The following is a 14,606-nucleotide window of genomic DNA, read 5'->3' as shown; positions in this document are numbered from 1 at the left end:
CTACGTTCGAAAGCATCATTTGGAGGCCGGATAAGACGCTACGCGTCACCATCCGGCGAGAACTCGTCTTATCCGGTACGACTGACTTCATCAAATAAGGTGGCTAATCCGCTGCGCCGTTCTGTACGCGTCACAATCGCGCCTGCCAGGATCCGTTCATCGGCATACAGCGATAACCGCCGCCGCGCCCGCGTAACAGCGGTATACACCAGCTCCCGCGTCACGACCGGCGAACGCTGGCTGGGTAAAATCAGCGCGGCGTGATCAAATTCAGACCCCTGTGATTTATGTACCGTCATCGCCCAGGTTGTATCATGTTCCGGCAGACGGCTGGGCTGAACGGACTTGATCGTGCCGTCCGGCATCACAAACCAGACGCGTAACCCCTGCCCGCGATCGAGCGCAATACCAATATCGCCGTTAAATAACCCCAACGCGCTATCGTTGCGCGCAATCATTACCGGACGCCCTTCATACCAGCGAGAATGCGGATGCCGCTGAATTTTTCGTTGCTGCACCATCGCCTGCTCAATGCGGTCATTCAGTCCCCTCACGCCAAATGGGCCTTCGCGCAGCGCGCAAAGCAGTTGATACTCATTGAAAGCCTGAAGGATTGCCTCCGGCGTCGCTTTCTCATGCAGCAACCGCAGGTAGCGACCATAGCCCGCCAGCGCTTCATCCAGCATCCCGGCATAATCGTCGCTGCTTTGCAATGTACGCTTCTCTATATCGCTAAACCCCTGCTGAAAAACAGCCTGGATTGCCGACCTGTCGCCGCAGTTAATCGCCGCCGCCAGCTTGCCGATGCCAGAATCGCTGCCGAAACGGTAGCTCTTTTGCAACAAACAGAGGCTATCGCGTAAAGAGGCGGCTTGCCTTCCGGCCCCCGCCGGAATGGCGCTCCCTGTTAGTCGACTTAGTTGTCGGGCACGTTCCGCCGTAAACCCTGCGTTGACATAGGCGCAAATATCGCCCAACACAGCGCCCGCCTCAACGGATGCCAACTGATCGCGATCGCCAAGAAAAATGACCCGCCCGTGCGGCGGCAGAGCGTCAATCAAACGTGACATCATCGGCAAATCAATCATTGATGCTTCATCGACCACCAGCACGTCCAGATGCAGCGGGTTGCCCGCATGATGGCGTAATCGCTGGCTGCCGGGCTGTGCACCTAGCAGTCGGTGCAGCGTACTGGCGTCCTCCGGTATACGCTTTTTCTGCGCATCGGTAAGTGGAAGCTGACGCAACGCCGCGCCGAGCGACTCCGTCAGGCGTGCGGCCGCTTTCCCGGTCGGCGCCGCCAGCCGGATACGGCAACGTTCGCCATCCGCCATTTGAATTAATGCCGCCAGCAGCTTCGCGACGGTGGTGGTTTTACCGGTGCCGGGACCGCCTGAAATCACGGAGATACGGCGAGTTAGCGCTACGGCGGCGGCCACCTTTTGCCAGTTCACCTCGTCTGTCGGAGGGAATAGCGCGTCCAGAATACGGGATAACTGATCTTCATCTACGGCGATGGCCTGGTTAACCTCGTTAAAAAAGCGCGCAACCGTACGCTCGTTGCACCACATGCGATTCAGGTAGAGGCGATCGCCGCACAGAATTAACGGCGCGGGGCTATCGCCACAGCTAACCGCCGCAGACGCCAGTAACCGCTTTTTCCAGTCGATTGGCGTAGCCGTTTCGCTTATCCAGGCGACCAGTAAGGGATGCGCCTCCTCCGTTAACGTTAAACGCGATAACGGCAGACACACGTGACCTTCACCTGCGTCATGACTAAGCAGCGCTGCCGCCAGCGTCACGGCGGGATCGTCGTTACCGGCGACGGTTAAAGCAAACTGGGCATCAATGGGCCGTAAGAGTTTTTGTTCAACGGCCTCCAGCAACCGCTCCTGGATTGTCATTGCGCCTCCTCACTTATTTCACCTGCAAACATATCATCCAGTTGGTTAATTAACGCCGCCGCAGGGCGAGTGGTAAAAATACCCTGCTGCGGACGTTCGCTATCCACCCCGCGTAAAAAGAGATAGATGACGCCGCCGAAATGGCGTTCATAGTCGTAATTCGCTATTCGATGACGAAGGTAACGGTGCAATGCCAGCGTATAAAGCTGGTACTGCAAATCATAGCGATGCGCCTGCATCGCCGCAGCCATCGCCGTCTGGGTATAAGCGGCGCTATCCTCGCCCAGCCAGTTAGATTTATAGTCGAGCAGGTAATAGCGCCCCTCATAACGGAACACCAGGTCGATAAAGCCCTTTAACATGCCGCGAACCTGCATGAAATCCAGCGCAGGGCAACCTGCTGAAAGCGGGTCGTATCGACGAATCAACGCATCCAGCTCTCCGGCGGTAAGCGGCTGGGCAATCGGCAGATAAAACTCCATTTCGACCTGTTTTTCACGCTCGGTCAGCACGCTCAGACTAACGCCCGTCTCGTTAAGGGGAACGTGCAACACGGTGTCCAGCCAGCGGGTAAGTACGGGCTCCCATCGCGTCTCAAAACCACTCAGCTCCAGTTTTTCCTGTACCCATTGGGGGTCTATCGGTTGAGTAAAATCAAGCTCTTCAAACAGGCTGTGCAAAAATGTTCCCGGCGATGCCCCGCGAGGAAAGTGATGCGGCGTCATTGTCGGCGCTTCCGCCGCTTCGCCAACGCCTGCGGCGTCAATGTCGAAACGAGGAATAAGATCTTGCGCCACGCTATGTCCCCGCTGCTGCAAACCGGAATAACTGGTGACGCGCCAGCTATCATAAAGCAGGCGTTGCAGCGTTCTGGCGCTGAGTTCCGCGTGCGATGCAGCGGCAATTTGCCAGCGGTCGTTATCCGTATTGCCTGGCGTTCGACACACGATATCCTCGTCGCATAGCGCCTCAATACAGGCGCGAAGGCCTGCGGCATCCATCAGTTCGCCTTTTTGCAGGAGTCGCCCAAGCGCGCTTTGGTGCACATCCGTCTCGCCTTTCTTATCGCTGCGACGCCGTACCAGCGGCGCGACGCCGAGGCTGCAATGCCACACTGCACGGGTCAGCGCGACATAAAGGAGGCGCAGGTCTTCCGCCAGGCGTTCGGCTTCCGCCAGTGCTATGCTCTCTTCGGCGTGACTAAGGTCCAGCACCGCCTCGTAGGAGTGCCTGTCGTGATAAAAAGCCTGGTCCTGCACGCGGAAATGGGTGATAAAAGGTAACCAGACCAGCGGGTATTCCAGACCTTTCGATTTATGAATGGTGACGATTTGCACCAGATGCTTATCGCTTTCCAGACGTAGTTGCTGGCTGGAAGCATTGCTATCGGGTTCAAGGATATGCTGCGCCAGCCAACGCACCAGGGCATGTTCGCTTTCCAGCTGCGAACCGGCTTCCTGTAACAGTTCGCTAATATGCAGAATATCCGTCAGCCGACGTTCGCCTCCCGCCGTCGCCAGCAGGTTTTCAGCAATATTGCGCGCCGACATTAGCGCACGCAGCATCGGCATCACGCCGCGTTTATGCCAAATCTGTCGGTAGCCATCAAACTCTTCGACAACCGCATCCCACGCATTTTCATCATTGTTAAGCGTTTCGATATCCAGCGCGGTAAGGCCCATCATTGATGTCGCCAGAGCGCTACGCAGCGTATTCTCACGTTCGGGCGCCATCACCGCCTGCAACACCCACAGCATTTCCTGCGCTTCGAGCGTTTCGAATACGCTGTCGCGGTTAGAAAGATAGACGGAGGGGATCGCCAGTAAGGTCAGCGCATCCCGTATCAGCGCGGCTTCCCGCCTGCTGCGCACCAGCACGCTGATATCCGAGGCACGAACGGGCCGCGACGAATCGCCGTTCGTCAGCAGCGCGTCGCCCGTTTGCCCGGCACGCAGCCAGTCGCGAATTTGCGTGGCGCACACCTGCGCCATATAACTTTGATAATCGCCCGAACCGCAGCTTTCCCCCTCCATTAGCCACAGGGTCATCGCCGGTTGAGGCGCGTCATTCACTTTAAATTGCAGCGACTGGTTTCTGGGCGCAAACTTTACCGGACTGAAGGGAATATCGCGGAACATAAAGGCGTCGTTCATCTGACTGAACAGCTTGTTAACGCTATTCACCATCCCCGGCGCGGAGCGCCAGTTAGTGTCAAGCGTATAGTGCGCGCTCACTTCGCTGCGGGCCTTCATGTAGGTAAAAATATCCGCGCCACGAAACGCATAAATCGCCTGTTTAGGATCGCCAATCAGCAATAGCGCCGTATCGGGTTGATGTCGCCAGATACGGCGAAAAATACGGTACTGTTGTGGGTCGGTATCCTGAAATTCATCGATCATCGCCACCGGAAAACGGGTACGAATCGCCGTAGCCAGCGCCTCGCCGCTTTCACTACGCAGCGCGGTATCTAAACGGCTGAGCATATCGTCAAACCCCAGCTCGCCGCGCCGGCGTTTTTCCTGAGCCACCGTTTCACGGATCTCTGAGAGCGCTCGGGTAAGAACCAGATCTTTAATCGATAGCGGTTCGCCCAACAGGTTATCAATGGCGACAAACAATGGGTGCTGGGGGGTCACGCCGCCAGCTTTGGTGCGCTCAGCTAAAAAACGCTGTGAAAATTTTCCCAACGCCTCGGGTAATTGATAATTTTTGGTCTCTTCTTGCGCCCACGCGGTGATCTTTTCGATCCATTTCGCCTGATTGCCGCGGTTGAATTTTCTGCGATCGATACCGGATGATTCGATTAGCGCGTCCAGCTCGCTAACCGCCTCACACCACTGCTGCTTCACCTGGTTGATGCGCGCCAGGATCTGTTCATGACGCGATGCCAGCGTCTCCTCCTGCGATGGCGGCGCTTTAATGACCGGCGCTTCGCCCTGCAGATAACGATCGATATCCTTTAAGAGCGCCTTCGGCCCCTTCCATACGTCAAACACCACCTGCGCGATGTCGCGCGGCAGCGGATAGCAATGACGCCGCCAGAAATCGGCGCAGGCCTGATAACGCAACAAAGATTCGTCTTCAATAAGCTGTTGCTCAAACAACATACCGGATTCGAAAGCGTTCAGGCTGAGCATACGCTGGCAAAAACCGTGGATGGTAAAGACCGCGGCCTCGTCCATTTGTCGTTCCGCCAGTAATAACCACTGCGCGGCCTGCTTTTTGTCGCTAATTTCTTCCAGCAAGCGGGCATACAGCGGATTATCCGTGCTTTCCCGCAGACAGGCGATGCGCAACTCATGGATATTACTGCGGATTCGCCCACGCAGCTCTTCAGTGGCGGCCTCCGTAAAGGTTACCACCAGCAGTTCTTCAACGGTCAACGGGCGGGGAAATGCGGCACTGCCGCCTAAACCGAGCAATAACCGCAGATACAGCGCCGCGATAGTAAACGTTTTGCCTGTGCCCGCTGATGCTTCAATCAGACGCTCGCCTGTCAGGGGCAAGCGCAGCGGATCAAGAGTCTCGGCGACATCATTCATTCTTTTCGCTCATTAGAGGTAACGTTTGCTGCAATGCGCTGACGTTATCCCACACTTTCCAGCCTGTCGGATGCACGTATTCTGCTTTTCCATTCTGGCTACCAGCAATCTGTGACAATATTGCCATACCTTGTGGTTCCACCACCGCCTGGTGGAAGAAGTCGGCAAGCTTTTGTGGCGTCAGCAATTTTATCTGAGCGATGATTTTATCACGCGAGTCAAAGCGCATATTACCCCGATCGAAATCCTTGCTTAAACGGGATGCTTCTTCGCCCAACGTTTGCGGCGCCTGGCGCATTTGCGTAATGATCGCCTGCTGAATTTGGGCGAACTCTTCCGGCTTCATCGCCCTCAGCTTCGCCTCGGCGTCAGGGAAAAATGCCTGATAGCGTTGCCACAGGTAAGAGGGCTGTTTATCGTTGCTCTGTAGCAGGAATCCCATTCCCCACTGACGGCCAACGCTCATCGGAAAGGCGAAAACGGCGTATCCCAGTTGCTCTTCGGTTCGTAGCTGATTGTAAAACCACGGTTGAACAATCTGACCTAACATCGCGCTGTAGGCGGCGCTGACGTACTCGTCGTAGCCGACCGGGACAAAGACCGCGGCTAACGCGGAGTCGGTGCTACTGCCCGCTTTTTCAAATATTACGGACTGCTTTTTCTCAACCACCACGTCTTTGTTGCGACACCACGCCGTTCCGTTCGCCGCGAGCTGTTTTTGGACATCTTGCGCCAGAGAGGTCGCCTGGGCTTCGCTCATATTTCCTATAACCAGAAATTCCGGACGAGCGCCCGTTTTTAACGCATTACGATAGGCCATCACCTCTTTCAACGTAATGGACGGCAGCAAAGCGCGACGTTCATCTCGGGAAAAATAAGGCACCTGCGAAATCATCTGCACCGGCATAATCGCCTGCTCGTAGGCTTTTCCCTTCTCCGCAGAATCCATCATCTGCGTATACCAGGATTTCGCCTGCGCCAGCTGTTCTTCCGTGGCGTCGTAGCTAAAATATCCTTCCAGCAACGCCAGGAAAAGCTGCGGCAAACGCTGGGTATAACCGTTCGCAGTGACCATCAGACCATTGTTGGCGTTAGTGGAAAAGCTAATGCCGCCCACCGCCGCCTGGTTGCTAAGCTGATCTAGCGCCATTCCCGCCAGATAATCATTAAGGGCGAACAGTACCTGATTGCGGGCGCTGTCCATCGCCTGCGGGTTACGCAATACCACGCTCACGTCGGCTTTTGGCTCGCTGGCGAAATAACGACTCGGCGCATAAACCACGCGCAAATCCGCTTTATCGACAATCAGTTCTGGCCGTACGTAGTTTTTGTCATTCTTAACAAGCGTAAAATCATCAGGAATATAGGGGTTTAACTCCGGCAGCGACAACGCAATGCCCTGTGCTTTTTGCTGCCAGTTTTTAAACGTCTGTTCGCTAATCTTATCGACCTGATAAGGCGCATCCACAAAATACGCAATCTTATTATGGGGTTCCTGGGGACTGATGTACCAGATGCGCGCATTCTGCGGCGTCATCATCGCCAGGCGATTTTTGATAGCGGCAGGATCGTAACGATCGGCGATATTCGCCGCATCCAGCGTATGCGCTACCGGGACGCGGATCATAGTGTCCGCCAGCCACTCGACATAGTCCATATCGCGGGTAATCGACGGATAGCGGAAGTCGAGATCCAGCACATGCGCCAGCTCGTCAAAGTAACGTTTATCTATCCCTTTTTCACGTAACGTGTTGAGATAGCTAAAGATAGCTGCGATGACTTCATCACGATTGGCCAAACCTTTATCGGTCAGCGTTGCCGAAATGGCAAATACGCCGCTGTTACCATTAACAATCGGATCGGAATCCGCGCTAATGCCTTCGACCAGTCCTTGTTTTTGCAGCCAGTCAGAGAGCGTCCCTGGGCTACGATTGCCAATCAGATAAGAGACCAGTTCATCGGTCTTGCTGCGGAACTGCGCGCTATTGTTATCAATACGAAACTCCACGCGCAGCACTTTACGCGGTAGCGCCGGCACGTAATGAATAATGATGCCCTTCTGCGCCTCGGTGATGACAGGTACGGTAATTTCCGGTTTTTTAATCTGTTTATTCGGCACGCGACCATAGGTTGCGGCGGCAATACGCGCCAGTTCCGGCAAGGGTTTATTACTGTAAATCACCGCCTTCATCAGATTAGCTGAATAGTATTTTTCATGAAAAGCGATCAACGCCTGTTGCACCGGATTTCCCGGCTTATCGCTTAGCGTTTCCAGATTGCCGCCAGAAAAGTGCGAGCCTGGATGCGCCGGGTTAATGGTTTCGGCGCTTACCTGCGCCATACGCATACCGTCGCGGGTGCGCGCCATCGTCAGCTCGGCATTCACCGCGTTTCGTTCGCGTTCGGCGTATTTTTTATCGAGCAATGGCGCGGCAATGGCGTCGGCCAGGCGATCTACGGCGCCTGGAAGCGCGTCGTTTTCAACCTCCAGATAGAAGGCTGTTCGATAAGGCGCGGTGCTGGCGTTGTGGCTACCACCATGTCTTTTAAGATATTCGGCAAGGCTATCCGCCTGCGGATATTTTTTTGACCCCATCAGGCACATATGCTCAAGATAATGAGCAAGCCCCTGATGAGTCTCAGGATCTTCAAGCGCTCCAACGGGCACCACTAACGCAGAAAGCGACTTTACAGCCTGCGGATCGGATACCAGCAACACCACCATGTCATTATCAAGACGTATCGCCTGATACTGCCGGGTATCTTTATCGCTTTTACGGATAGTTTCTTGCAGCGGTTGCCAACCGATATCCGCCTGAACTGCAGGCCCCCAGAGGGCGACCAATAACAATAACGCTTTGAACCAGGTGCTGCGGGGCATTCACGGACCTCATCATTAACTTTCATTCCCACTCATCTGTATGGCCACATAAACCATCGACCTGAGCAGAACGGGATATTATTGTACTGAACCAGGCAGCATCTTTTTATCAGTAATCAGTCCGTGACGAAGAGCGCATCATAGTCGAAGCCTTTTAATTGCGCGATTTTCATACAATCAACGAGACTGATTAAAACGAAACAGCGGTAACAGGTAATGTCGGGACTGCGCAATGATAGCCTGCAACGTTTCAGATTCCAGCTGACGCCAAAGACGTTGATACCAGATATCTTCGCCTTCGCCGCTCACCATCATGTTGCCTTCATAAGCCTGTAAAAACTTTGTCCTGGCCTTCTGTAAGGTATCATCGTCGTCTAACATGACATCATTTTCAGCGTCATAACAGGCTTTTATCCATGCGCCGCCGCTTTCCGGCAGTACCAATAGCGGAGAAGACATGCCTTCCCGGTAGCCTTCAATCAGTTGCGCCAGGTAAGCCATTGCCTGCGTTTTATCAAGAGGCGGAAATCGCCATTCTCCCTCTTTGCGCAAAAACAGGCGACTTTCACCACTCCCGCCGCTGGCACAATAGACAAGGTGTTCCAGCCAAAGTTGCACACCTTGCGCAACGCTGATTAAAGCGGGACGCCAGCGCAATAATCCATCCTCCTGTACCTGCGGTAGCCAGCCGGTTAGCTGAACGCCATTGCAAAGCAGATCCACTTCCAGGCTTTGGCTCGGCTTACGGCAGGCGATAACCCGGCTTGCCAGTTGCTGCATCTCCTGACATTGCGCATCCCAGAATATTTCGCCAAACGCGCCGTAAGGCAACTCTCCCGCAGCCCGGAAACGGCGGAACAAGCGTTCGGCGTCGTCTTCTTCAACCAGCGTATTGAGCAACTGTTGGTTAAGTTGATATCGCGTCAACCCCTCTAATTCAAACGGTTCCGCATCAGGAATCTCACTCTCTTCCGAGCGGAAATTAACCTGAAGCCGCATCTGAAAAAATGCGCGTACCGGATGGGCCCAAAAACGCTGCAGACTTTCCAGAGTCAATGTTTCCGGCATCGTAAAAGGAAGCGGCTGCACAAAGTCAGAATGCGCTTTCCCCGACTGACTCGCCGCAGGCAACCACTCTCTGGCATAACTTTGCTGTTCGCCGGGTTGGTAATTTTGCGCATCAAAAGGCATACGGGTATGCAGACGCGTAATATGCGCTTTAACTCGTGCTTCGCTCTCATCACAGGTCAGCGTTTCGTCGCCCGGCAAATAGTGGCTTTGCCCGATGTAATCCACCAATTCTTGCACCAGTACAGAGGGAAAGCGTTCGCTATTATCCTGGATGGAGCGACCGATGTAGCTGATATACAGCGTCTGCTGCGCCGAGATTAACGCTTCCAGAAACAGGTAGCGGTCATCGTCGCGACGGCTACGATCCCCGCGCATGGGTTTTTGGCTCATCAGGTCAAAACCCAACGGCGCAAGCTGGCGCGGGTATACGCCGTCGTTCATTCCCAGCAGGCAAACGACTCTGAACGGAATGGAACGCATCGGCATCAGCGTACAAATATTGATGGGGCCCGCCAGGAAACGCTGGCTAATACGTTCCTGATCCAGACGCTGCGCCAGTTCATCCCGCAGTAGCGAAATCGGTACCGCGTCGCCATATTCCGCCGCGACGCCTTCGGCGATAATGGCCTGCCACTGCTGTTCAATCAATGTCATTGCCGCTTCCGTGTCCGCATCGGGCAGGAAGAAATCATTGAGCATATCGCGACAAACGGGCAACCACTCTTCCAGCGGTCGCTCCTGCGCCAGACCGCGCCGCCAGATATTAAGCTGCATCAGCAGAGAAGCCAGATGCCCGACCAGCTCAGCAATCAGACCGCTGGATTCGTCATAAGGCAGAACCGACTGCCACTCGCCCTGGGCGCTTTCCATCGCATACCCCAGCAGCATACGCGTCAGGCCAAATTGCCATGTATGCTGCCCCGTGGCAGGAAGTTCCAGCTCGCGCACGTTGTCATCGTCAATTCCCCAGCGAATACCTGACTCATTGACCCACAAGCGCAAATAACGCAGCCCTTCTTCGTTGATCGTAAAGCGGGCAGCCAATACCGGTACGTCTAACAACGCCAGAACATCCTCGGAGACAAAGCGGCTGTCCGGTAACGAAAGTAAGCTGATAAATGCCTGTAACACCGGATGTGACTGACGCGCCCGCCGATCGGAAATGGCATAAGGCAGATAGCGCTCCGTTGGCGCGCTACCAAATACCGCCTGGATAAACGGGCTATAGCTGTCAATATCAGCCACCATAACGATAATGTCGCGCGGCGTTAGCGTCGGATCGGCTTCCAGCATCGCCAGCAGGCGATCGTGCAGTATTTCCACCTCGCGCTGCGGGCTGTGACAAACGTGAAAAGAGAGGCTGTTATCCTTGGGATCGAGCAGACGCTTATTGTCGCTGCGCGAATACTCCTCAAGATTTACGCCCGCCACCGCATGGCTTTCCAGTTCAAGAATATCCGCCTGAATCCGATGCAAAAGATTATCTGGCGTAATATCAACAAACGCATCCAGCTCCTGGCTGTTTTCCAGTTCAGATAGCAGGTAGATATAATCCCGCCCCAGTTTTCCCCATGAGGCCAGTAGCGGATTACCGATATCCTGTTCGCCGTCGCTGTTAAATAAGGCTTCCGGATTCTGATTTTCGCGGAACAGCGGTAAATGACGGTCTTCAAAACTGTGACGACGCTGGCGAGCCATGAGTTTTGCCAGCCAGGCTGGGTCTTTAATATCCCCCCAGTAATACCGACACGGATTAGTAAAAAGGAGATGGATTTCAATATGTTTACCCAGCGCCTGCAATGCTCTGAGATACACTGGCGGTAACGCGGAAATGCCGCAAATAAAAACGCGGGACGGCAACCCTGGCGGGCAGGCGGTCGCGCTCTCCAGCGTTTGAATAAAGCGTTGGTAGAGATTGGCGCGATGCCAGCGCGGCTGCCCCAGCGCGGCGGTATATTCCACCAATGCTTTCCACAGCGGCGCCTGCCAGTTTTGCGCCTCCCCCAGACCTTCCACGGTTTTTCCCGCTTCCCACTGCGTAAGCCAGTCAGGCCGATAAACCAGATACTGATCGAACAGGTCGGCGGCGCGCGCGGAAAGCTGAAAGAGTTTGCGTTTATCGGTGTCGTCGGTCAGATAATGGCGCAGCAGTACAAACTCATCCTTATCCAGCAACTGCGGCAGCAAGGTCATCAGTTTCCAGCTCATGCTTTGTTTGCTGAAAGCGCTTTCTTTGGGGATATCCGGCAACACGCGGACAAACATCTCCCAGATAAAACTCGCCGGTAACGGAAAAGCGATATTCGCCGCAATACCAAACTTTTGTGAAAGGGTCATCTGCAGCCACTGCGCCATACCCGTGCTTTGTACCAGAATCATTTCTGGTTCAAAGGGTTCATCCAGCCGCTCGCGTTCGACGATGAATTCCATCAACGCTTCCAGCACATCCAGACGATTGGAGTGGTAGACCCTTAACATAATTACTCCTGACGATTAACGATTTGGACAATGCAAGCGCGTCATCTGCCCCTGCCTGCCAGAGGGTGAAACCATCGTGACGCTGATGCTGACACATCCCGATTGCGTTGTCTGCATCCGGTTGGCCTTCCACCCTTCAGCAGGCGAAAATGGATACAGCGCCGTTTGCTGCCACGCCTGCCGCCAGATCTGGAGATACTGGTGTCGTAATGCAAAACTGTGCATTAATACCCGCTGATAGCCTGACAGCGCGGTGACGATCATTACCATTAGAACCATCGCCACTAAAACTTCCGGGAGGCTAAACCCGCGTTGTAAATTCAGGGGATGCGACATAACGCTACCTCTTTTAACGGACAAAAATCACTCCAGCCGTGGGGAGAAAAGACAATGCTTCCCTGAATGACGTTGCCCAAACGCCATAATGTCATGCCGTCATCTTGCGCCGCCATCACCACTTCATCCCCCGATAATCTCCGCAAACAGACCCTCGCTCCTGAAGGGGAATAGCGCCGACATTCCATTTCGGTTACGCCTGACCATAGCTGCCCCCGCCCCCATTCCAGCGCCGACTGTACGAGCGCCTGGCGTTGTATCGCCAGGCTCTGCGTCGTCACGCGGGCGGCATAGCTGGCCTGCTGCTGATTTACACCTTGCAGTAGCAGACTACCCAGAATCAGTATTAAAAGCGCCAGTATTAGCGAAGAAGCGCCACGTTCCCGATTCACAGATTAAATCCCGTTACGCTGTATTGCGCGTCAATAACCGTCTGAGGCTCGGCTTTGCTGGCGCCGCGCAAATGCAGCATGAGCACTGGAGAGAATCCCGTTATATCCCGGCGCTCAACGGTAAACGCCGTGATGAGTACCGTATTGGGATCGGTCATTTTTTCCCATCCCTTCCCCTGGCAAGATGTTGCTCCGCGTAATGTTTCCAGAACGTTATCCTTCATACGAAACCCGGTCTGGTCGGCCTCTTTCGCCGGTATGGTATCCCAGACACCGTTATTATTCCCGTCCCACTGAACGATGACGCATTGCCCCTGTTCGGCAAGATGTAACCCTTCGCCAGTACAGTGGCCATGGCAGTAACCCGCACGCTGAAGATGCTTCGCTACGGTATAGGTTCGCTGCCAGATTTCATCTTCCAGCGATAACTGTCGCGTGTTGTGCCAGATCTCACGCTGTAGCGCCGGTAAAAATCGTGCGGACCCAAGCAGTAAAATGGAACCTATCGCCATCGCCAGCACAACCTCCAGTAGCGAGAACCCCCGCGTGGTTATTGACACGTGGCGGCCTCGTTACGCTCGCATAGCCTGATTCGCCCCCAGGAGGAGACGACCAGACGCCACTCTCCGGCAGCGTTTTTCAGTACGATGTGCCCTGCCCATGCCGTATTGCGCAGGCCAAAGAAGGCTAACGACGGCGTGATATCGGCAAGGACGACATCACGCCAGTCGGGCGTAAACACAAAGGGGGAAGATGGCGTACACGATGTTTGCGTAGCAACAGAGCTGACAAAGCACCATGAACCGCCTTCGCTGACCACGCGAAGAATGTGATCGCGGTTATGCCAGTGAGCGTCCTCACGAAGTTGCAGCAGGTAATCCCGCACCTGACATGCGGTTTGCCACAGGCGCTGTTGCTGCTGCCAGCGTTGCCAGCCATAAAGTCCTGTGGCGCTGAGAATGATAATGAGCGACATCGCGACCACCGTTTCAATGAGCGTATAGCCCTGTTGTTTTTTCATGTCGGCAGTATGGCGGGCGGAAGAAAAATAACGAGCGCCAAATACAAATTGTTCGGCGCGCTACGGAAAAAAGTTCATGTCTTGCAGCGCGTTGCAAAATTTCAGGAATCCGCGCCGAAGATTGAGACAAAGGGTAAAAAAAACCGACGCGCGATGACGTCGGTTATGGCAGGATCGTCAACGCTTAGATAGCGACCGGCGCTTTAATACCGGGGTGCGGATCATAGCCTTCAATTTCGAAATCATCGAACCGGTAGTCAAAAAGCGAATCGGGTTTACGCTTAATCACCAATTTCGGCAGCGCGCGCGGTTCACGGCTTAATTGCAGGTGCGTCTGCTCCATATGGTTGCTGTACAGGTGCGTGTCGCCGCCGGTCCAGACAAAATCGCCGACGTCCAGGTCGCACTGTTGCGCCATCATATGCACCAGTAACGCGTAGCTGGCAATGTTGAACGGCAGACCGAGGAACACATCGCAGGAGCGTTGATAAAGCTGACAGGAGAGCTTTCCATCTGCGACATAAAACTGGAAAAAGGCGTGACACGGCGCCAGCGCCATCTTATCCAGCTCGCCGACGTTCCACGCAGAAACGATAATACGACGAGAGTCCGGGTCGTTTTTAAGCTGGTTTAAGACCGCGGCGATCTGATCGATATGGCGGCCATCCGGTGTTGGCCATGCACGCCACTGCTTACCATAAACCGGGCCTAAATCGCCGTTCTCATCGGCCCATTCGTCCCAGATGGTGACATTATTTTCGTGCAGGTAAGCGATGTTGGTATCGCCCTGCAAAAACCATAGCAGTTCGTGAATAATTGAACGTAAATGGCAGCGTTTTGTCGTCACCAGCGGAAAGCCTTCCTGCAGGTTAAAACGCATCTGATGGCCAAAAATGGAAAGCGTGCCGGTGCCGGTACGGTCGTTTTTCTGTGTGCCTTCATCCAGCACTTTTTGCATCAGTTCTAAATACTGTTTCATGG

General features: G+C 54.4%; 9 protein-coding genes. All 9 read right to left on the bottom strand.

The features are described from left to right. Positions 1-68: 68 nt before the first annotated feature. The 9 genes from recD to thyA all read right to left on the bottom strand — a co-directional run bounded on the left by recD (position 69) and on the right by thyA (position 14,604). On the bottom strand, positions 69-1,904 hold the full coding sequence (gene recD, locus ACLD11_RS06495) for an exodeoxyribonuclease V subunit alpha (RefSeq protein ID WP_411011943.1): 1,836 nt from the start codon (positions 1,902-1,904) through the stop codon (positions 69-71). Next, positions 1,901-5,446 (bottom strand): exodeoxyribonuclease V subunit beta, encoded by a 3,546-nt coding sequence (gene recB, locus ACLD11_RS06490; protein WP_411011942.1) that lies wholly within the window; start codon positions 5,444-5,446, stop codon positions 1,901-1,903. Before recB ends, recD begins: the two co-directional genes overlap by 4 nt. Continuing rightward, the gene (gene ptrA, locus ACLD11_RS06485; protein WP_411011941.1) at positions 5,439-8,327 is read right to left on the bottom strand and encodes a pitrilysin; all 2,889 of its coding nucleotides are present in this window, start codon (positions 8,325-8,327) and stop codon (positions 5,439-5,441) included. Before ptrA ends, recB begins: the two co-directional genes overlap by 8 nt. Positions 8,328-8,504: 177 nt before the next feature. Next, positions 8,505-11,876, bottom strand: a complete 3,372-nt coding sequence (gene recC, locus ACLD11_RS06480; RefSeq protein ID WP_411014694.1) for an exodeoxyribonuclease V subunit gamma — start codon at positions 11,874-11,876, stop codon at positions 8,505-8,507. 15 nt (positions 11,877-11,891) lie between these two features. After that, positions 11,892-12,212, bottom strand: coding sequence for a prepilin-type N-terminal cleavage/methylation domain-containing protein (locus ACLD11_RS06475; RefSeq protein ID WP_000019294.1), 321 nt, complete (start codon positions 12,210-12,212; stop codon positions 11,892-11,894). Continuing rightward, positions 12,197-12,604, bottom strand: coding sequence for a DUF2509 family protein (locus tag ACLD11_RS06470; protein ID WP_001078528.1), 408 nt, complete (start codon positions 12,602-12,604; stop codon positions 12,197-12,199). The genes ACLD11_RS06475 and ACLD11_RS06470 overlap by 16 nt, the downstream gene beginning before the upstream one ends. Further along, on the bottom strand, positions 12,601-13,164 hold the full coding sequence (locus tag ACLD11_RS06465) for a prepilin peptidase-dependent protein (protein ID WP_000029156.1): 564 nt from the start codon (positions 13,162-13,164) through the stop codon (positions 12,601-12,603). Before ACLD11_RS06465 ends, ACLD11_RS06470 begins: the two co-directional genes overlap by 4 nt. Next, positions 13,155-13,625: a prepilin peptidase-dependent protein gene (locus ACLD11_RS06460; protein WP_000744668.1), complete on the bottom strand. Its 471-nt coding sequence runs from the start codon at positions 13,623-13,625 to the stop codon at positions 13,155-13,157. Before ACLD11_RS06460 ends, ACLD11_RS06465 begins: the two co-directional genes overlap by 10 nt. Positions 13,626-13,809: 184 nt before the next feature. Then, positions 13,810-14,604 (bottom strand): thymidylate synthase, encoded by a 795-nt coding sequence (thyA, locus tag ACLD11_RS06455; RefSeq protein ID WP_411014693.1) that lies wholly within the window; start codon positions 14,602-14,604, stop codon positions 13,810-13,812. Positions 14,605-14,606: the final 2 nt, after the last annotated feature.

Origin of the sequence: Salmonella sp. 741265116_PST (genome assembly GCF_046567715.1) — a bacterium.
Lineage (GTDB): Bacteria > Pseudomonadota > Gammaproteobacteria > Enterobacterales > Enterobacteriaceae > Salmonella > Salmonella enterica.
This window is presented reverse-complemented; position numbering and strand designations above follow the sequence as displayed.